This is a genomic window from Ideonella azotifigens, from assembly GCF_021043325.1.
Classification (GTDB): domain Bacteria; phylum Pseudomonadota; class Gammaproteobacteria; order Burkholderiales; family Burkholderiaceae_C; genus Ideonella; species Ideonella azotifigens.
On record NZ_JAJNKD010000002.1, the window covers coordinates 298,026 to 316,481 of the forward strand.

Genomic DNA, 18,456 nt, shown 5'->3' on the forward strand with positions numbered 1-18,456 from the left:
CGGTCTCCCGAACTCCCATCCGAACTCAACGCTGTCATTAGAAAAGGCAATCACCATGAGCATCCTCGCTGTCAACGCGCGCAACCAGTTCCGTGGCCGGGTCAAGGAAATCATCGAGGGCCCGGTGGTCTCGGAGGTCGACGTGGAAATGCCGTCCGGCCTGGTCGTGACTTCGGTCATCACGACCCGCTCGGTGCACGAGCTGGGCCTGCGCGTGGGCCGCGACGTGGTCGCGCTGGTCAAGTCGACCGAGGTGTCCATCGCGACCCTCTGACCCTATCGGCCCCGGGCGCGCCAACCTGGCGAGGCCTGTTGCCACATCCCACGGGCGGCCATGAGCCGCCCGTTTTTCATTGGCCAAGGCCGCTTGCCCCGCACAAATCGAATAAGAAAGCTCGTTTTGATTCGTTCCTCGTTCGATGCGCGATTTCTAGCATCTGGTTCCAGATTGCAACAACGCCCCGAGGAACCTCCGATGCCGTCCCGCCGTACCACGATTGCCCAGTTTGCCGCCGCCGCGCTGCTCGCCCTGACCGGCGCCGCCGCCATTGCCAAGGACGTCACGCTGCTGAACGTCTCCTACGACCCCACCCGCGAGCTCTACCAGGACTACAACAAGGCCTTCGCCGCCTACTGGAAGACCAAGACCGGCGACACCGTGACGGTCAAGCAGTCGCACGGCGGCTCCGGCAAGCAGGCCCGCTCGGTGATCGACGGCCTGGAGGCCGACGTCGTCACGCTGGCGCTGGCCTATGACATCGACGAGATCGGCGAGAAGGCCAAGCTGATTCCGCCCGACTGGCAAAAGCGCCTGACGCACAACAGCTCGCCCTACACCTCGACCATCGTGTTCCTGGTGCGCAAGGGCAACCCCAAGGGCGTGAAGGACTGGGACGACCTGGTCAAGCCCGGCGTCGCAGTGATCACCCCCAATCCCAAGACCTCTGGCGGCGCCCGCTGGAACTACCTGGCGGCCTGGGGCTACGCGCTGAAGAAGCCGGGCGGCAATGACGCCAAGGCCAAGGACTTCGTCACCGCGCTGTTCAAGAACGTGCCGGTGCTGGACTCCGGCGCCCGCGGCGCGACCACCACCTTCGTCGAACGCGGGATCGGCGACGTGCTGATCGCCTGGGAAAACGAAGCCTTCCTGGCCGTCAAGGAACTGGGCCCGGACAAGTTCGAGATCGTCGTGCCCTCGGTCAGCATCCTGGCCGAGCCGCCGGTGACCATGGTCGACAAGGTGGTCGACAAGCACGGCACGCGTGCCGTGGCCCAGGCCTATGTCGAGTACCTGTATTCGCCCGAAGGCCAGAAGATTGCGGGCGAAAACTACTACCGCCCGGTCGACGCTAAGGCTGCCGCGCAATTCACCAAGTTGTTCCCGGCCGTGAAGCTGTTCACCATCGACGACACCTTCGGTGGCTGGGCCAAGACCCAGAAGACGCACTTCAACGACGGTGGCGTGTTCGACAGCATCTACGTCAACAAGTGATGACTGCGGCCGGGCACCGCTGCGCGCGGGTGCCCGGCCTCCGCGCTTGCGCGGTTTTCCTGCCAGGGCGCGGCTTTCCGCCGCGTTTCTCATAAGCAAGCGCGTTTTGCTTCGTTCCTCGACTTGATGCCGCTGCCTAGCATCACTTCACGCATGAACACATGCGCAAAGGCTGCTTGGACAGCCCCCAGACAGCCGAACCACCCAGCCCAGGACCCGCCGTGACCACCGCCTCCCTTGCCGCCCATCCCGCCAGCCGTCCGGCGCGCGGCCCCTGGCTGTCGCGCCTGCTGCTGCGCCGCCGCAGCGTGCTGCCCGGCTTCGACCTGGCACTGGGCATGACGGTGCTGTACCTCAGCATCATCGTGCTGATTCCCCTGTCGGCCGTGTTCCTGAAGACCTTCACGCTGAGCTGGGACGGCTTCTGGGCCGCGGTGGCGTCGCCGCGCGTCGTCGCGTCCTACCGCCTGACCTTCGGCGCCTCGTTCGCCGCGGCCTTGCTCAACGGCGTGTTCGGCATGCTGGTCGCGTGGGTGCTGGTGCGCTACACCTTCCCGTTCAAGCGCGTGGTGGACGCCTTGGTGGACCTGCCGTTTGCGCTGCCCACCGCGGTGGCCGGCATCGCGCTGACGGCCCTGTACGCGCCGACCGGCTGGATCGGCCAGTACGTGCCGTTCAAGGTTGCCTTCACGCCGGTGGGCGTGTTCGTCGCGCTGACCTTCATCGGCCTGCCGTTCGTGGTGCGCACGGTGCAGCCCATCCTGGAAGACCTGTCCAAGGAACTGGAAGAAGCGGCGGCCACGCTGGGCGCCTCGCGGCTGCAGACCTTCACCAAGGTGATCCTGCCTTCGCTGGCACCGGCGCTGCTGACGGGTTTTGCGCTGGCCTTTGCCCGCGCCCTCGGCGAATACGGCTCGGTGATCTTCATCGCCGGCAACATGCCGATGGTCTCGGAGATCACGCCGCTGCTCATCATCACCAAGCTGGAGCAATACGACTACGCCGGCGCCACCGCCATCGCCGTCGTGATGCTGAGCATTGCCTTCACGATGCTGCTGGTCATCAACCTGCTGCAGGCCTGGGCCCGCAAGCGCCAGGGCCGCTGAGCCTCCCCAAATCCCTGTTTTTGCCGAGGTTCGCATGACCACCGCCCAGATTCCCCTGCCCGACGCGGCCACGCCGCAGCCGGCGCCCCCCGGCGCACCCGTTTCGCAGCGAGGCACGCGCGCACGCTCCGCGCTGTCGTCCACCACAGAGCCGGCCTGGGTCCGCACCACGCTGATCCTGATCGCGCTGCTGTTCCTGTCGCTGTTCCTGTTCGTGCCGCTGGTGGCCGTGTTCGTCGAAGCCTTCAAGAAGGGCTGGGAGGTCTACGTGGCCGCCATCGTCGAGCCGGACGCGCTGGCCGCCGTCAAGCTCACGCTGATCGCCGCCGGCATCTCGGTGCCGCTGAACCTGGTGTTCGGCGTTGCCGCGGCCTGGGCGATCGCCAAGTTCGACTTCCGCGGCAAGGACCTGCTGCTGACGCTGATCGACCTGCCGTTTTCGGTCAGCCCGGTGATCGCCGGCCTGATCTACGTGCTGGTCTTCGGCCTGCAGGGCTGGTGGGGCGAATGGCTGCGCGACCATGACCTGAAGATCATCTTCGCAGTGCCCGGCATCGTGCTGGCCACCGTCTTCGTGACCTTCCCGTTCGTGGCCCGCGAGCTGATCCCGCTGATGCAGGCGCAGGGCCAGGAACAGGAAGAGGCCGCGCGCGTGCTCGGCGCTTCGGGCTGGCAGATCTTCTGGCGCGTCACGCTGCCCAACGTCAAATGGGCGCTGCTGTATGGCGTGATCCTGTGCAACGCCCGGGCCATGGGCGAGTTCGGCGCGGTCTCGGTCGTGTCCGGCCATGTGCGCGGCTTCACCAACACCATGCCGCTGCACATCGAGATCCTCTACAACGAATACCAGTTCGCGGCCTCGTTCGCCGTGGCCTCGCTGCTGGCCGGCCTGGCGCTGGTCAGCCTGGTGCTGAAGTACATCGTCGAGCAACGTGTGAAGCGTGAATCGTCGGCCGCCCAAGGCGCTCACTGAAAACCGAAAGAAATTCATCATGTCGATTGAAGTCAAAAACCTGGTGAAGCGCTTTGGGTCGCTCGCCGTCTGCAACAACCTGAACCTGGAGATTCCCTCGGGTGAGCTGGTCGCCTTGCTGGGCCCGTCCGGCTCGGGCAAGACCACGCTGCTGCGCATGATTGCCGGGCTGGAACAACCCGACTCCGGCAGCGTGCTGTTCCATGGTGCCGACGCGACCTTCTCCGACGTGCGCGACCGCAATGTCGGCTTCGTGTTCCAGCACTACGCGCTGTTCGGCCACATGCGCATTGCCGACAACATTGCCTTCGGCCTGCGCGTGCGGCCGCGCGAGACCCGCCCATCCGAAGCGGCGATCAAGAAAAAGGTCGCTGAATTGCTGAAGCTGGTGCAGCTGGACGCCATGGCCGAGCGTTTCCCGCACCAGCTCTCCGGCGGCCAGCGCCAGCGCGTGGCGCTGGCCCGCGCGCTGGCGGTCGAGCCCAAGGTGCTGCTGCTGGACGAACCCTTCGGCGCGCTGGACGCCAAGGTGCGCAAGGAACTGCGCCGCTGGCTGCGCCGCCTGCATGACGAGATGCACGTCACCAGCGTCTTCGTCACGCACGACCAGGAAGAAGCCATGGAAGTGGCCGACCGCATCGTCGTGATGAACGAAGGCCGCATCGAGCAGCAGGGCGCACCGGACGAGGTCTACGACAACCCGGCCACGCCGTTCGTGCTGAAGTTCCTCGGCGACGTGAACCTGTTCCACGGCCGCAATGCTTCAGGCAAGGCCGAGGCCGACGTCAGCTACGTGCGCCCGCACGAGCTGGAGATCGTCGCCACGGCCGAGGCCGACACCTGGGCCGTGACGCTGGCGCAGACGCTGACCGTCGGCCCGAACACGCGCATCGAATTCAAGCGCGACGACGACGGCAGCTACGTGGACGTGGAGCTGCCGCGCGAAGCCTGGATCAACGCGCGTGACCGCCTGAACCTGATCAACGGCTGCCGCGTGCACCTGAAGCCGCGCCGCGTGACGCGGTTTGCGGCGCCTGTCTGAGCGCTTCCTTGCCACCCGTACCTCCCCCCGTGTCACCCAGGGCTGCTTCGGCAGCCCTTTTTCATTGGTGAGCAGACGTGTCATCGGCTGTGCACGCCGGTCATGAGTTAAGGCGGAAAGCTTCCTTCGCAGGCAAGGGCCGGCTCCCCAAAATCCCCTGACACCAAGCGACGCGTGGGCCACTGGCTCGCCGCGCTCAACCAGGGGACATTGCCTTGAACTTCCAGCAACTGCGTTCCGTCCGCGAAGCCGCGCGCCAGGGTTTCAACCTCACCGAAGTGGCCCAGGTGCTGCACACCTCGCAGCCAGGTGTCAGTCGCCAGATCCGCGAGCTGGAAGATGAACTGGGCCTGGCCTTGTTCGCCCGCAGCGGCAAGCGCCTGGTGGGCCTCACGCCGCCGGGCGAGCGCATGCTGCCCATCGTCGAGCGCATGCTGGTGCATGCCGAGAAGCTGCGCCACGTCGGCCGCGACTACGCCAGGGAAGCCTCCGGCCAGCTGACGATTGCCGCCACCCATTCGCAGGCCCGCTACGCGCTGCCGCCGGCCGTGATGTCCTTCCGCGCCCAGCATCCGCACATCGGCCTGACGCTGCACCAAGGTTCGCCGGACCAGGTCGCCAAGCAGCTGCTGCGCCGCGAGGTGGACATCGGCATTGCCACCGAAGGCCTGGCCCGGCACGCCGGCCTGCTGACCCTGGCCTGCTACAGCTGGACCCACCTGGTGCTGGTGCCCAAGGGCCACCCGCTGACCGATGGCAAGCCGCTGACGCTGGCCCGCCTGGCGCGCTTCCCGCTCATCACCTACGAGCGCGGCTTCACCGGCCGGGCCTCGCTGGACCAAGCCTTTGCCGCCGCCGGCCTGGCGCCACAGCTGGCGATGGAAGCGATGGATGCCGACGTGATCAAGACCTATGTCGAGCTGGGCATGGGGGTGGGCATCGTCGCGGCGATTGCGCACCAGCCCGAGCGGGACAACGAGCACATGGTGGCGCTGGACGCTCGCCACCTGTTTGCGCCCAACCTGACCCGGCTGGCGGTGCGCCGCGGCGAGCCACTGCGCGACATCGTGTTCGAGTTCATCCGCGCCTTCGCGCCGCCGCTGACGCGCGAAGTCGTCACCGCCGAGCTGCAGAAGGAGCTGCTGCGCGAGGGCCTGAGCCGGCCCGAGCTGCAGCATCCGGAGCTGGCCAGCAATGGCGCGCTGTACAACGGACCAACCGACAAGGTGCTGCCGCTCGCCCAAAGCGCCTGAGCCCGGCCCCATCGAAATCACAAACCGAATAAGCAGCGGCCCTTTGATTCGTTCCGTCGTCGCAGTCCGGCCCTTACGCTGAAGCCATTCGCTGAGAACCCTTGCTTTGTCTTTGATCTTCAACGCCTACCGCCGAGCCCGCCATGAACGCCACAGATCTGCTGCAATCGCTCACCCGCCCGGCTGCCATGCAGCCGCTGGGCGCGCCTGACCCCCACGGCCCTATCGTGCCCGCGCCCGTTCAACTGGAACCCGTGAACGACACACTGAGCCCGGCCGACGCCCAGCTCGACCTGGACCAGATCGTCACCTCGCTGCGCACCGTGCGCCTGAGCTGGCGCGAAGCCAGCGGCCGCTCGCGCGAACCTGCCGGCCGTGAACTGCCCTCGCCCGACACCGTCGCCCACATCATGGACGACCTCTGCGGCGTGCTGTTCCCGATGCGCCTGGGTCCGCCCGAGCTGCGCCCGCAGGAAGAAGACATCTACGTGCGCCGCACGCTGGGCCAGACGCTGCAGTTCCTGCAAGGCCAGGTGCGGCTGGAGCTGGCGCACGACGCCCGCCTGCTGGACGACGAGCAACGCAACCGCGGCGAGCTGCCCGAACTGGCTCGCCAGGTCGTCAACAACCTGGCGCGCTCGCTACCGGTCATCCGCTCGCTGCTGGACAGCGACGTCGCCGCCGCCTTCCACGGCCAGCCCAGCGCCCGCAATGTCGACGAGATCCTGCTCTGCTGCCCCGGCGTGCGGGCCATGATCCACCACCGCGTGGCCCATCGCCTGCACCGCCTGGGCGCGCGCCTGCTGGCCCGCATGGTGGCCGACCTGGCCCACAGCCGCACCGGCATCGACATCCATCCCGGCGCCACCATCGGCGCCGGCTGCTTCATCGACCACGGCAATGGCGTCGTGATCGGCGAAGGCGTGCGCATCGGTCGCCAGGTGCGCATCCACCAGGCCGTCACGCTGGACGCTGGCGACAGCCCGCGCCAGCCCGGCAGCACCACGCTGCTGGCCTACCCCACGGTGGGCGACGACGTGGTGCTGCACGCTGGCGCCACCGTGCTCGGCGGCGTGAGCATCGGCCAGGGCGCCCGCATTGGCGGCAACGTCTGGCTGACCGACGACGTGCCGGCCGGCGCACTCGTCAGCCAGGCGACGCTGCGGCAGGGGCCAGCACGCCCCTGAGCACGCCTCGCATGCGGCAGTGGGCGATACCATCCGCCGCATGCGCATCCCAGTCGACCTGAAACACGCCAGCCGCCTGCTCAACCACGGCCCCACGGTGCTCGTCGCCAGCGGCGACGGCGCCGGCCGGCGCGACGTGATGGCCGCGGCCTGGAACATGCCGCTGGACTTCCTGCCGCCCAAGGTCGCGGTGGTGATCGACAAGGCCACCTTCACGCGCGAACTGATTGCCGCATCCGGCAGCTTCGTGCTATCGGTGCCCAACGCCGCACAGCTCGACATGGTGGTCGCCGTCGGCAACACCAGCGGCCGCGAGCGCGACAAGTTCGCCACCTACGGCATTGCCACCACACCGGCCTCGCAAGTCCCTGCCCCGCTGGTCGAAGGCTGCCTGGCCTGGCTGGAATGCAAGGTCTACCCCGAGCCGCACAACGAAGCCACCTACGACCTGTTCCTCGCTGAAGTCGTCGCCGCGTGGGCGGAGGACTTCGCGTTCAAGGACGGGCACTGGCAGAACCTGCCCGAGCCGCAGCGGGCCTTGCATCACCTGGGTGGCGGCAACTTCTTCACCAGCGGCGGGCTGCTGAAGGGCACGGCCACCGGATAAGCAAACCCGAATTTCTTCGTGGCCGCGCGCGAGGCCATGCGCTGCAATGCCAGCAACATGACCGTGATCACCGCGCCCGCGCTGGCCTCCGCTCACGAGGCGGTCGCCGATGGAACACCCGCCTCTGCGCCCCCTCGCTCATCGCCGCCGCGCCCTGAGCCAGAGCGTGTGCACCGCATCCGTGACGACGCCGAGGCCCTGCAAGTCGCCAGGCAGCTGGCCGCAGAGTTCGCCACCGGCGCCGCGGAGCGCGACCACCAACGCCGGCTGCCGTGGGACGAGTTGCAGCGCTGGTCCGAGAGCGGCCTGGGCGGCATGACGGTACCGCGCCGCTTCGGCGGTGCCCAGGTCTCGTGCCTGACGCTGGCCGAAGTCTTCGTCACGCTGTGCGCCGCAGACCCGGCGCTCGGCCAGATCCCGCAAAACCATTTCGCGCTGCTGGGCGTGCTGCGCGAAGCCGGCAGCCAGGCGCAGCAGCAGCGCTTCTACGCCGAGGCGCTGGACGGTCTGCGGCTGGGCAATGCCGGGCCGGAGCGCAAGTCCGCCGAAGCGCCCACCATCCTGCGCGGCGGCCCCAAGCTGGTCCCCCGCGAGGACGGCGGGCTGACCTTGAACGGCCAGCGCTTCTATTCGACCGGGGCCTTGTTCGCTCACCGCATTCCCACCCGCGCGCTGGACGCCAAGGGCCGCCCTGTGCAGGCCTGGGTGCCGGCTGACGCGCCCGGCGTGCAGGTGATCGACGACTGGGATGCCTTTGGCCAGCGCACCACCGCCAGCGGCAGCGTGCGCTTCGACCAGGTGCAGGTGGACCCGGAAGACGTGCTGCCGCTGTGGCGGCTGGCCGAGCGGCCCGGGCTCTATGGCCCGGTGTCGCAGCTGATCCAGGCCGCCATCGACCAGGGCATTGCACAGGCCGCGCTGGCCGACGCGCTCGTCTACGTGCGCGAACGCGCCCGCCCCTGGGTCGACTCCGGCCTGGAACGCGCCAGTGACGACCCGCATCTGATCGCCGAGGTCGGCCGGCTGCAAATCACGCTGCATGCAGCCCACGAGCTGCTGCGCGAAGCCGCCAGCACGCTGGACGAACTGGCGGCCAGCGCGCTGGATGCCGAAGGCCGCTGGACGCCTTTGAGCGCCGAGGCCAGCGCGCACGCCTCGGTCACCGTCGCGCAAGCCAAGGTGATGACGACCCGCGCCGCGCTGGCCGCCAGCGAGCAGCTGTTCGAGCTGGCCGGCTCGTCCGCCACCCGGCTCTCGCGCCATCTGGACCGCCACTGGCGCAACGCCCGCGTGCACACGCTGCACGACCCGGTGCGCTGGAAGCTGCAGCTCATTGGCAACCACCATCTCAATGGCGTGCTGCCGGCGCGCCACTCGTGGAACTGAGCGCTCCGTCAGCCTCGTCAGCCCCGACTTCCCCCATGTCCCTGCTGCTCACGCCCACACCCGCCCCAGCCCGCCAGCTCAAGCCGGCCGACCCGCCGCTGCAGCGCCCTGCCCGCCTGCCGGACGACGCTGCCGCCGTGCGCGCCGCGCGCCAGCTGGCCGCCGAATTTGCCCCCGGCGCCGCCGCCCGGGACCAGTCGCGCACGTTGCCCTGGGCCGAACTGGACGCCTTTGTCGCCAGCGGCCTGTGGGCCATCAGCGTGCCACGCGAACATGGCGGCCTGGGCGCCAGCAGCGCCACGCTGGCCGAGGTCACCGCGCTGATCTCGGCGGCAGATGGCTCGCTGGGCCAGATCCCACAGAACCATTTCTACGCGCTGGAAGTCCTGCGCGTGGGCGGCAGCCGTTCGCAGCAGCGCTTCTTCTACGACCGCGTGATGGCCGGCGAACGCTTTGGCAACGCGCTGGCCGAGATCGGCCACAAGGACTTCAAGCGCCGCACGCGGCTCACGCGCGCCGGCAGCGGCTGGCGCATCGAAGGCCGCAAGTTCTACTGCACCGGCGCGCTGTATGCGCACTGGATCCCCACGCTGGTGGTCACCGAGGAAGAGGGCCGCGAAGTGCAGTACCTGGCCTTCGTACCGCGCAATGCGCCAGGCGTCACCGTCATCGATGACTGGGACGGCATGGGCCAGCGCCTGACCGGCAGCGGCAGCGTGGTGTTCGACAACACCGAAGTCGAACCCGGCTGGGTCGTGCCCTTCCAGGCCTCGTTCGAGCAACCGTCCACCATCGGCCCGTTTGCACAGATCCTGCATGCCGCCATCGACCTCGGCATCGGCCAGGGCGCGCTGGCGGCCACGCTGCCCTTCCTGCGCGAACACGCCCGCCCGTGGATGGACAGCGGCCTGGCCCGTGCCGCCGACGACCCGCTGGCCATCCAGCAGATCGGCGAGCTGAAGGTCCAGCAGGCCGCAGCCCATGCCCTGTTGCGCCGCGCCGCCCGCTTCCTGGATGCCGCCCAGCTGCGCCCGACCGAACGCAGCGTCGCCGAAGCCTCCATCGCCGTGGCCGAAGCCCGCGCCTTGAGCACCACCTTCTCGCTGGACGCCAGCACCCGCCTGTTCGAACTCTGCGGCACCGCCGCCACGCTGGGCAACCTGGGCTTGGACCGCTTCTGGCGCAACGCCCGCACCCACACACTGCACGACCCGGTGCGCTGGAAATACCACGCGGTCGGCAACCATGTGCTCAACGACAAGCTGCCGCCAAGGCATGGAGCCTTGTGAGCCCGCTTCGGCCCGGTATCAGCTCAGCGCACTGACGCTTACGTCATCCTTCAGCAACCCACAAGGCGGCCGATAAATGACCGAGCAACGAACTCGGAGTGCCCGATGCGGATTCAAGACATGAAGATTTCCACCCGGCTGGTGCTGGGTTTCACCATGATGGCGATCCTGGTCGCGGTGCTGGGCGCGATTTCCATCCTCAAGGTCAACGCCATCAATGCCAAGCTGGAGCTGGCGGTGCGGGACCGTTATCCCAAGGTGCAGCGCTTCCTGACCATCAAGGAAGCCAATGCCACGGTGGCCCGCAACATCCGCGAGCTGTTCATCGTCACCGACCCTGCCGATGCCAAGGCGCTGTACGACGACATCGACGCGGTCAGCAAGCGCACGGCCGAACAGTTCGAGGCGCTGAAGAGCATCATGACCACGCCCAAGGGCAAGGAAGGCTTCGAGAAGCTGGCCGCCGCCCGCGCCGCCTACCGCGGCCCGCGTGACAAGGTGCTGGGCCTGCTCAAGCAGGGCAACCTGGAAGAGGCCAAGACCGTGCTGCTGACCGAGGTGCGCCCGCGCCAGGTGGCCTACATGAGCGCCGTCGAAGAGATGGTGACGCTGGGCGGCAAGCTGATGGAACAGGCCGGCGCGGAAGCGGACCAGGAAGTCGCCAGCGCACTGGCCATGGTCGGCACGCTGATCGGCCTGGCGCTGGCCGCGGCCGTCGCGGTGTGCATCTGGACGGTGCGCAGCACCACCCGGCCCATCCATGAAGCCGTGCGCGTGGCGCGTGGGGTGGCGGCCGGCGACCTGACCGCCGAGTTCGACGCCAGCGGCGAAAACGAGACCGGCCAGCTGCTGCGCGCGCTGAAGGAAATGCAGCAACGCCTGGCCGACATCGTGGGCCACGTGCGCCAGAACGCCGAAGGCGTGGCCACCGGCTCGGCGCAGATCGCCTCGGGCAACAGCGACCTCTCGGCCCGCACCGAGCAGCAGGCCGCCGCGCTGGAAGAAACCGCGGCCTCGATGGACGAACTGGGCGCCACCGTGCGCGCCAATGCCGACAACGCCCAGCAGGCCAACGAACTGGCGGCGACCGCCAGCGACGTGGCCGGCCGCGGCGGCGTGGCGGTGCAGCAGGTGGTCGAGACCATGCGCGGCATCAGCGAAAGCTCGAAGAAGATCGCCGACATCATCGGCACCATCGACGGCATTGCCTTCCAGACCAACATCCTGGCGCTGAACGCCGCCGTCGAAGCGGCCCGCGCCGGCGAACAAGGCCGCGGCTTTGCGGTCGTCGCCTCCGAAGTGCGCAGCCTGGCGCAGCGCTCGGCCGAGGCGGCCAAGCAGATCAAGGGCCTGATCACGCAGAGCAGCGAGCGGGTGGAACAAGGCACCGCGCAGGTGGACCAGGCCGGCGCGACCATCGACGAAGTGGTGCGCTCCATCGGCCGCGTGACCAGCATCGTCGGCGAGATCAGCTCGGCCTCGCGCGAGCAGGCCGCAGGCGTGGCCCAGGTCGGCCAGGCCGTCACCGCAATGGACCAGGCCACGCAGCAGAATGCCGCGCTGGTGGAAGAGTCCGCTGCCGGCGCCGAGAGCCTGAAGCAGCAGGCCCAGCAACTCGTGGCAGCCGTTGCGGTGTTCAAGCTCAGGCATGGCGAGACGGTGGCACCGGCGAAGGCACAGGCCGCTGCGCCCAAGCACAGCTTTGCACCGGTGAAGCCGGCCCCCGCGGCGCCGCGCGCAAAACCGCACGCAGCGCCGCACGCCACGGCCAAACCCAGCCACGCGCCCGCCCCGGCACCGCGCGCTGCCAAGCCCGCACCAGCGGCCGTGACGGCCGATGCCTCGGCCGATTGGGAAACCTTCTGACGGCAGGGCCAACAAGCCATTGAACAGGCCCTGCGGGGCCTGTTCTGCATTTGGGCGCCGCCCGACCCGGCGCGGCCTCTGCTCGGTTTCGCAACAAGCACAAGCGGAAACGTTCGTTGGCCGGCACCGCGCGTCACGCAACACTGTGTTGCATGGACGCTGTCATCTCCGTTGCCGACACCACAGAGCGCCTGGCGCGCCGGTTGGAGGCCACCGCCGTAGAACGCGACCGCAGCGGCGGACACGCCGCTGCGGAGCGCGTGGCCATTCGCGACAGCGGCTTGCTGGGGCTGACGATTCCGCGCAGCGCGGGCGGCCTGGGCGCGGACTGGCCGACCTTCTACGGCGTGGTGCGGCAGCTGGCGCAGGCCGACAGCGCACTGGCACACGTCTTCGCCTTCCATCACCTGCAGATCGCCACCGTGCTGCTCTACGGCAGCGAGGCCCAGCAGCGTGAACTGCTGCCACGCTCGCAGTCCGAAGGCTGGTTCTGGGGCAATGCGCTGAACCCGCTGGACACCCGGCTGGTGGCCACCGTGGTGACCGGCGGCTGGCAGCTGGACGGGCAGAAGAGCTATGCCTCCGGCTCGGTCGGCTCGGACCGGCTGGTGGTCTCGGCCGTGGCGCCGCGCAGCAACCTCGAGATGGAAACCCAGCATCCGCCTGCGGGCCGGCTGATCCTGCACCTGGACACGCGGGCACCCGGCGTCACGGTGCGCGAGGACTGGGACAGCTTCGGCCAGCGCCAGACCGACAGCGGCACCGTGCTGTTCGAGCGCGTGTTCGTGCCGCAGCGCGACCTGCTGCAAGGCCCCGACACGCCGCCCACGCCACGCGCCACGCTGCGCACGCTGGTCTCGCAGCTCATCATGGCCAACCTCTACCTCGGGCTGGCGCAGGCCGCCTTCGAGGCCGGGCGCCGCCACACGCTGGAAAAGTCCCGCCCCTGGCTCAGCGGCAATGCCGCCAGCCTGGCGGATGAGCCGCTGGTGCAGCACCGCTACGGCGAGCTGTGGCTGCAGCTGCGCCCGGCCCAGCTGGTGACCGACGCTGCCGCGCAGCAGCTGCAGGCCGCGCTGGACGCCGGCGACGCGCTGACCGCCGCGCAACGTGGCGAGCTGGCCGTGGAAGTGGCCGAGGCCAAGGTGCTGGCGCACCGCGCGGCCATGGCCATCAGCAGCGACGTCTTCGAGCTGGCCGGCGCCAGCGCCACCAGCCAGCGCCTGGCGCTGGACCGCTTCTGGCGCAATGCGCGCGTGCACACGCTGCACGACCCGGTGGACCTGAAGCAGCGCGACATCGGCCGCTTCCGGCTCGATGGCCGCCCGACCGAACCCAGCCCTTACGCCTGAGTGTGAACGGCTGTGCCCACGAGGATCATTCGATGAGCCTGCTGTCGCTCGCTTCCGCCACGCCTTCCGCTGTGGCCGCTCCGGCGCCCGAGCCGCTGATCCGCCTGGAAGACGTCGCCAAGCGCTTTCTGCTGCCAGGCGGCGCTCACTTCGACGCGGTGAAACCGACCTCGCTGGAAGTGCAGCGCGGCGACGTGTTTGGCCTGGTCGGCAAGAGCGGCGCAGGCAAGAGCACCCTGCTGCGGCTGATCAACCTGCTGGAGCGGCCGGACCAGGGCCGCGTGTGGGTGGCCGGCCGCGAGTTGACGGCGCTGAGCAAGCCGGCGCTGCGCGACGCGCGCCAGCAGATCGGCATGATCTTCCAGCAGTTCAACCTGCTGCAGAACGCCAGCGTGTTCGACAACGTGGCCTTCCCGCTGCGCCTGCACAAGCTGCAGGGCGGCAAGGCCGCGGGCATTGCCAGGCGCGTGCACGAATGCCTGGCGCTGGTCGACCTGGCCGACAAGCAGCACAGCTTCCCGGCCCAGCTCTCCGGCGGGCAGAAGCAGCGCGTGGCGATTGCCCGCGCGCTGGCCAGCCAGCCCGCGGTGCTGCTGTGCGACGAACCGACTTCGGCACTGGACGCCGAGACCACCGAATCGCTGCTGGCCACGTTGCGCGACATCAACACCCAGCTGGGCGTGACCATCGTCATCGTGACCCATGAGCTGGCGGTGATCGACACGCTGTGCCGCCACGTCGCCGTCATTGAAGACGGCCAGATCGCCGAGCGTTTTGCGGTGGGCGACAGCCGCACGCCGGCGGTGACACGGCTGGGCCGCGAGCTGCAGCAGCTGCGCGCACGCGAAGCGGCGCTGGCCCGGCTGGCCTGGCCGGAGGCCGCGCTTGCCTGAGCACCTGCTTGAGATGTTGTCCGAGCTGTTGACGCCCAACATTGCCGCGCTGCTGCCCGATCTGGGCACCGCGCTGAGCCAGACCGGGCTGATGCTGGCGCTGGGTCTGGCGGCCGCGGTCCTGCTCGGCGGGCCGCTGGGCATCTGGCTGTTCCTGCTCGGGCCGGGGCAGCCGCTGCAACGGCCCTGGCTGCACGGGCTGGTGGGCTGGCTGGTCAACACCGTGCGTTCCTTTCCTTTCATCATCCTGCTGGTCGCGCTGGCGCCGGTGACCCGCGTGGTCGCCGGCAGCTCCATCGGGCCGGTCGCCGCGGCAGTGCCGCTGTCGTTTGCGGCCATCGCCTACTTCGCCCGCCTGGTCGAGCAGAACCTGCGCGAGGTGCCGCGCGGCGTGGTCGAAGCCGCCCAGGCCATGGGCGCATCGGACCTGCAGATCGTCCTGCGCGTGCTGCTGGTCGAGGCCCGCTCGGGCCTGGTGCTGGCGCTCACGGTGCTGGCCATCAGCTTCCTGTCGTACTCGGCGGTGGCCGGTGTGGTCGGTGGCGGTGGCATCGGCGACCTGGCGATCCGCTACGGCTACTACCGTTTTCAGACCGACGTGATGGTCTTCACCGTCGCGCTGCTGGTGCTGCTGGTGCAACTGCTGCAGTTCACCGGCAACACCGTGGCGCGCCGGCTGGACAAGCGCTGACCCGCTTGCCACCAGCGGCCGTCACGTCGCTTTTTCCGGGCCGCCGCGCCCGTGTTCGCCAAGAAGGATGTTCCGATGACCCTCGCCCGCCGTCCCTTGCTGGGTGCCACCGCCGTGCTGCTGCTGGGCAGCCTGGCCACGCTGCCTGCGCTGGCCGAGGAAGCCAAGAAGACGCTGACGATCGGCGCCACCGCCGGGCCGTATGCGGACCAGGTCAAGTGGGGCATCAAGCCGCTGCTGGAGAAGAAGGGCTACACCGTCAAGGTGGTCGAATTCAACGACTACATCCAGCCCAACTTCGCGCTGGCCCAGGGCGCGCTGGACGCCAATGCCTTCCAGCACATCGTCTACCTGACCAAGTTCTCCACCGAGAATAAGCTGGCGATCAGCGAGCTGCTGAAGGTGCCGACCGCCCCCATCGCGATCTACAGCCACAAGCACAAGACGCTGGACGTGAAGCCCGGCGCCGCCGTGGCGCTGCCCAACGACCCGACCAACGCCGCCCGCGCGCTGATGGTGCTGCAGGAGATCGGCTGGATCAAGCTGCGCGAGGGCGTGGACCCGATCCGCGCGTCTGAAAAAGACGTGGCAGTGAACCTCAAGCAGATCAAGCTGATCCCGCTCGAAGCCGCGCAGTTGCCGCGCTCGCTGGACGACACCGACTACTCGTTTGTCAACGGCAACTTCGCGCTGGCTTCCGGCCTGAAACTGACCGAGGCGCTGGCGCTGGAGAAGACCGGCCCGACCTACCAGAACGTGGTCGCGGTGCGCACCGAGGACCTGGCCAAGCCCTGGGTCAAGGACATTGCCGAGGCCTACCGCTCGCGCGAGTTCCTGGCCGTCACCGAGCAGCGCTTCGCCGGCTTCGTGAAGACGGACTACCAGCAGGCGCTGCAGACCGCGACCAAGTGAGCGCCGGCATGGCCAGCAACTTGATCAGGTTCAACGCGTTCCAGATGAACGCGGCAGGGCACCAGTCGCCCGGCCTGTGGGCCCATCCGCGCGACCGCTCGCACCACTACCGCGAAGCCGCGCACTGGGTCGAACTCGCGCAGCTGCTGGAGCGCGGCCTGTTCGACAGCGTGTTCCTGGCCGACGTGCTGGGCGTCTACGACGTCTACCGCGGCAGCCTGGACGCCTCGCTGCGCCATGCCACGCAGGTGCCGCTGAACGACCCGCTGGCCCTGGTACCGCTGATGGCCCAGGCCACCACGCACCTGGGCTTTGGCGTGACGTGCGCGCTGACCTACGAACATCCGTACCCGTTCGCGCGCCGCATGAGCACGCTGGACCACCTGACCGGTGGCCGCGTCGGCTGGAACATCGTCACCGGCTACCTGGACAGCGCCGCGCGCAACCTCGGGCTGGACCGCCAGCTCGCGCACGACGACCGCTACGACCTGGCCGACGAGTACATGGAAGTCGTCTACAAGCTCTGGGAACAGAGCTGGGACGACGACGCGGTGCGCCTGGACAAGGCCGGCCGCGTGTTCACCGACCCGGCCAAGGTGCATGCCATCGCGCACCACGGCCCGCATTTCCAGGTGCCCGGCATCCACCTCTGCGAACCGTCGCCGCAGCGCACCCCCGTGCTGTACCAGGCCGGCACCTCGTCGCGCGGCAAGGCTTTTGCCGCGCGGCATGCCGAGTGCGTCTTCATGAGCGGCCCGAGCCAGACGGTGATCGCGCGCCAGGTCGACAGCCTGCGCAGCGCGCTGGCCGAGGCTGGCCGCCCGCCCGGGTCGCTGCGCATCTTCACGCAGGCACTGGTGATCACCGGCGAAAGCGAAGCCCAGGCGCAGGACAAGCTGGCCGACTACCAGCGCTACATCGACATCGATGCCTCGCTGACCCTGCTCTCCGGCTGGACCGGCGTGGACTTCAGCCGCTACCCGCTGGACGCGACCATCGAATACATGGACACCGAAGCCGGCCGCAGCGCACTGGCCTCGTTCAGCGCGGCGGACCCGAGCCGCCGCTGGACCATGCGCGAAGCGGCCGAGTTCGTCGGCCTGGGCGGCCGCGGGCCGGTCCTCGTCGGCAGCCCCACGCAGGTGGCGGACCAGCTCGAAGACTGGATCGACCGCACCGGCATCGACGGCTTCAACCTGACCTACGCGCTGAGCCATGAAACCATGGAAGACGTGGTGCGCTGGGTCGTGCCCGAGCTGCAGCGCCGTGGGCGCTACCGCACGGCCTACACGCCCGGCTCGCTGCGCCACAAGCTGTTTGCCCAGGGCGACCGGCTGCCGGCCGAGCACGCCGGCCGGCAGGTGAAGCTGGGCACCACGACATCCTGACGCCTCTACGAAAGCAGTACCCGATGCAACGTCGCTCCGTTCTCTCGCTGGCCGGCGCCACGCTGGCCCCCGCGGTGATTCCCGTGCTGGGCCACGCCGCCGACACCCTCACCGAGCTGCGGCTGGACTACGCCACCTACTCGCCCGTCAGCCTGGTGCTGAAGAAGTTCGGCTGGCTGGAGGAAGACTTGAAGCGCGACGGCATCGCCGTCAAGTGGGTCTTCAGCGCCGGCAGCAACCGGGCATTGGAATACCTCAATGCCAACAGCATCGACATCGGCTCCTCCGCCGGCCTGGCCGCACTGCTGGCCAAGGCCAATGGCAACCCGATCCGCACACCCTACATCTTCTCGCGCCCCGAGTGGACCGCGCTGGTCGTGCCCAAGGATTCGCCGATCAAGACCCTGGCCGACCTGAAGGGCAAGAAGATCGCCGCGACCAAGGGCACGGACCCGTACCTGTTCCTGCTGCGCGCGCTGCAGACCGTGAAGCTGCACCGCAGCGACATCGAGCACGTCGGACTGCAGCATGCCGACGGCCGCGCCGCGCTGGAGCAGGGCCGGGTGGACGCCTGGGCCGGGCTGGACCCGATGATGGCCGCCAGTGAGCTGGACGCCGGCTCGCGCCTGCTCTACCGCAACGTGGCCTTCAACACCTACGGCTTCCTGAACGTGCGCGAGGACTTCCTGGCCAGGCAGCCGGCGCTGGTCAAGCGCGTGATCGCCGCCTACGAGCGCGCCCGGCTGTGGACCATCGCCAACACCAGCGAGGCCGCGCGCATCCTCAGCGAGGAGGCCAAGGTCTCGCTGCAGGTCGCGCTGCTGCAGCTCAAGCTGCGCACCGACCTGAGCCAGCCGCAACCATCGGCCGAACACATCAAGGCCTTGCAGGCCGCCGCGCCCATCCTGCTGGAAGAGCAGCTGGTCAAGCCCGGCACCGACCTGGTCAAGACGGTGGAGGCGCTGGTCGACACGCGCTTTGCGCAAGGCCTGATCAAGGCCTGAGGCTTTCGGACATGG

17 protein-coding genes are annotated in these 18,456 nt (G+C 68.8%); all 17 read left to right on the forward strand.

Features of this window, described 5'->3' with window-relative positions:
- Positions 1-55: 55 nt before the first annotated feature.
- The 17 genes from LRH25_RS05990 to LRH25_RS06075 all read left to right on the forward strand — a co-directional run bounded on the left by LRH25_RS05990 (position 56) and on the right by LRH25_RS06075 (position 18,441).
- Complete coding sequence (locus LRH25_RS05990) at positions 56-274, forward strand: TOBE domain-containing protein (RefSeq protein WP_141288364.1); 219 nt, start codon at positions 56-58, stop codon at positions 272-274.
- Between the two features lie 201 nt (positions 275-475).
- Positions 476-1,492 carry a sulfate ABC transporter substrate-binding protein gene (locus LRH25_RS05995; RefSeq protein WP_141288363.1) on the forward strand — a complete coding sequence of 339 codons (1,017 nt, stop codon included), beginning with the start codon at positions 476-478 and terminating at the stop codon, positions 1,490-1,492.
- A gap of 161 nt (positions 1,493-1,653) precedes the next feature.
- Positions 1,654-2,598 carry a sulfate ABC transporter permease subunit CysT gene (cysT, locus tag LRH25_RS06000; protein ID WP_141288362.1) on the forward strand — a complete coding sequence of 315 codons (945 nt, stop codon included), beginning with the start codon at positions 1,654-1,656 and terminating at the stop codon, positions 2,596-2,598.
- A gap of 34 nt (positions 2,599-2,632) precedes the next feature.
- Entirely contained in the window at positions 2,633-3,571 is a 939-nt protein-coding gene (gene cysW / locus LRH25_RS06005) for a sulfate ABC transporter permease subunit CysW (protein ID WP_141288361.1), read from the forward strand.
- Positions 3,572-3,590: 19 nt separating this feature from the next.
- Positions 3,591-4,613, forward strand: a complete 1,023-nt coding sequence (locus tag LRH25_RS06010) for a sulfate/molybdate ABC transporter ATP-binding protein (protein WP_141288360.1) — start codon at positions 3,591-3,593, stop codon at positions 4,611-4,613.
- Between the two features lie 215 nt (positions 4,614-4,828).
- Positions 4,829-5,866, forward strand: coding sequence for a CysB family HTH-type transcriptional regulator (locus LRH25_RS06015; protein WP_141288359.1), 1,038 nt, complete (start codon positions 4,829-4,831; stop codon positions 5,864-5,866).
- A gap of 143 nt (positions 5,867-6,009) precedes the next feature.
- A complete protein-coding gene (locus LRH25_RS06020; RefSeq protein ID WP_231010476.1) occupies positions 6,010-7,053 on the forward strand; it encodes a serine O-acetyltransferase in 1,044 nt (347 codons plus the stop codon).
- A gap of 40 nt (positions 7,054-7,093) precedes the next feature.
- On the forward strand, positions 7,094-7,660 hold the full coding sequence (locus tag LRH25_RS06025) for a flavin reductase family protein (RefSeq protein ID WP_141292058.1): 567 nt from the start codon (positions 7,094-7,096) through the stop codon (positions 7,658-7,660).
- Between the two features lie 57 nt (positions 7,661-7,717).
- Positions 7,718-9,046 carry an SfnB family sulfur acquisition oxidoreductase gene (locus LRH25_RS06030; RefSeq protein WP_231010477.1) on the forward strand — a complete coding sequence of 443 codons (1,329 nt, stop codon included), beginning with the start codon at positions 7,718-7,720 and terminating at the stop codon, positions 9,044-9,046.
- Positions 9,047-9,081: 35 nt separating this feature from the next.
- Positions 9,082-10,335: an SfnB family sulfur acquisition oxidoreductase gene (locus LRH25_RS06035; RefSeq protein ID WP_231010478.1), complete on the forward strand. Its 1,254-nt coding sequence runs from the start codon at positions 9,082-9,084 to the stop codon at positions 10,333-10,335.
- Positions 10,336-10,455: 120 nt separating this feature from the next.
- The gene (locus LRH25_RS32700) at positions 10,456-12,201 is read left to right on the forward strand and encodes a methyl-accepting chemotaxis protein (RefSeq protein ID WP_259373909.1); all 1,746 of its coding nucleotides are present in this window, start codon (positions 10,456-10,458) and stop codon (positions 12,199-12,201) included.
- A gap of 152 nt (positions 12,202-12,353) precedes the next feature.
- Positions 12,354-13,553 carry an acyl-CoA dehydrogenase family protein gene (locus LRH25_RS06050; RefSeq protein ID WP_231010479.1) on the forward strand — a complete coding sequence of 400 codons (1,200 nt, stop codon included), beginning with the start codon at positions 12,354-12,356 and terminating at the stop codon, positions 13,551-13,553.
- Between the two features lie 32 nt (positions 13,554-13,585).
- A complete protein-coding gene (locus tag LRH25_RS06055) occupies positions 13,586-14,446 on the forward strand; it encodes a methionine ABC transporter ATP-binding protein (RefSeq protein ID WP_231010480.1) in 861 nt (286 codons plus the stop codon).
- A gap of 28 nt (positions 14,447-14,474) precedes the next feature.
- Positions 14,475-15,137 carry a methionine ABC transporter permease gene (locus LRH25_RS06060; protein ID WP_231010725.1) on the forward strand — a complete coding sequence of 221 codons (663 nt, stop codon included), beginning with the start codon at positions 14,475-14,477 and terminating at the stop codon, positions 15,135-15,137.
- Positions 15,138-15,212: 75 nt separating this feature from the next.
- Positions 15,213-16,049 carry a MetQ/NlpA family ABC transporter substrate-binding protein gene (locus LRH25_RS06065; RefSeq protein WP_141291059.1) on the forward strand — a complete coding sequence of 279 codons (837 nt, stop codon included), beginning with the start codon at positions 15,213-15,215 and terminating at the stop codon, positions 16,047-16,049.
- An 8-nt stretch (positions 16,050-16,057) separates the two neighbouring features.
- Positions 16,058-17,437: an LLM class flavin-dependent oxidoreductase gene (locus tag LRH25_RS06070; protein ID WP_231010481.1), complete on the forward strand. Its 1,380-nt coding sequence runs from the start codon at positions 16,058-16,060 to the stop codon at positions 17,435-17,437.
- A gap of 23 nt (positions 17,438-17,460) precedes the next feature.
- Entirely contained in the window at positions 17,461-18,441 is a 981-nt protein-coding gene (locus tag LRH25_RS06075; protein WP_141291939.1) for an aliphatic sulfonate ABC transporter substrate-binding protein, read from the forward strand.
- The last annotated feature ends 15 nt before the right edge of the window (positions 18,442-18,456 follow it).

Excerpts from the sequence above, each read along its gene's own strand:
- LRH25_RS05990 (WP_141288364.1), top strand. The coding sequence starts at position 56 with ATGAGCATCCTCGCTGTCAACGCGCGCAACCAGTTCCGTGGCCGGGTC.
- LRH25_RS05995 (WP_141288363.1), top strand. The coding sequence starts at position 476 with ATGCCGTCCCGCCGTACCACGATTGCCCAGTTTGCCGCCGCCGCGCTG.
- cysT (WP_141288362.1), top strand. The coding sequence starts at position 1,654 with ATGCGCAAAGGCTGCTTGGACAGCCCCCAGACAGCCGAACCACCCAGC.
- cysW (WP_141288361.1), top strand. The coding sequence starts at position 2,633 with ATGACCACCGCCCAGATTCCCCTGCCCGACGCGGCCACGCCGCAGCCG.
- LRH25_RS06010 (WP_141288360.1), top strand. The coding sequence starts at position 3,591 with ATGTCGATTGAAGTCAAAAACCTGGTGAAGCGCTTTGGGTCGCTCGCC.
- LRH25_RS06020 (WP_231010476.1), top strand. The coding sequence starts at position 6,010 with ATGAACGCCACAGATCTGCTGCAATCGCTCACCCGCCCGGCTGCCATG.
- LRH25_RS06025 (WP_141292058.1), top strand. The coding sequence starts at position 7,094 with ATGCGCATCCCAGTCGACCTGAAACACGCCAGCCGCCTGCTCAACCAC.
- LRH25_RS06030 (WP_231010477.1), top strand. The coding sequence starts at position 7,718 with ATGACCGTGATCACCGCGCCCGCGCTGGCCTCCGCTCACGAGGCGGTC.
- LRH25_RS06035 (WP_231010478.1), top strand. The coding sequence starts at position 9,082 with ATGTCCCTGCTGCTCACGCCCACACCCGCCCCAGCCCGCCAGCTCAAG.
- LRH25_RS32700 (WP_259373909.1), top strand. The coding sequence starts at position 10,456 with ATGAAGATTTCCACCCGGCTGGTGCTGGGTTTCACCATGATGGCGATC.
- LRH25_RS06050 (WP_231010479.1), top strand. The coding sequence starts at position 12,354 with ATGGACGCTGTCATCTCCGTTGCCGACACCACAGAGCGCCTGGCGCGC.
- LRH25_RS06055 (WP_231010480.1), top strand. The coding sequence starts at position 13,586 with ATGAGCCTGCTGTCGCTCGCTTCCGCCACGCCTTCCGCTGTGGCCGCT.
- LRH25_RS06065 (WP_141291059.1), top strand. The coding sequence starts at position 15,213 with ATGACCCTCGCCCGCCGTCCCTTGCTGGGTGCCACCGCCGTGCTGCTG.
- LRH25_RS06070 (WP_231010481.1), top strand. The coding sequence starts at position 16,058 with ATGGCCAGCAACTTGATCAGGTTCAACGCGTTCCAGATGAACGCGGCA.
- LRH25_RS06075 (WP_141291939.1), top strand. The coding sequence starts at position 17,461 with ATGCAACGTCGCTCCGTTCTCTCGCTGGCCGGCGCCACGCTGGCCCCC.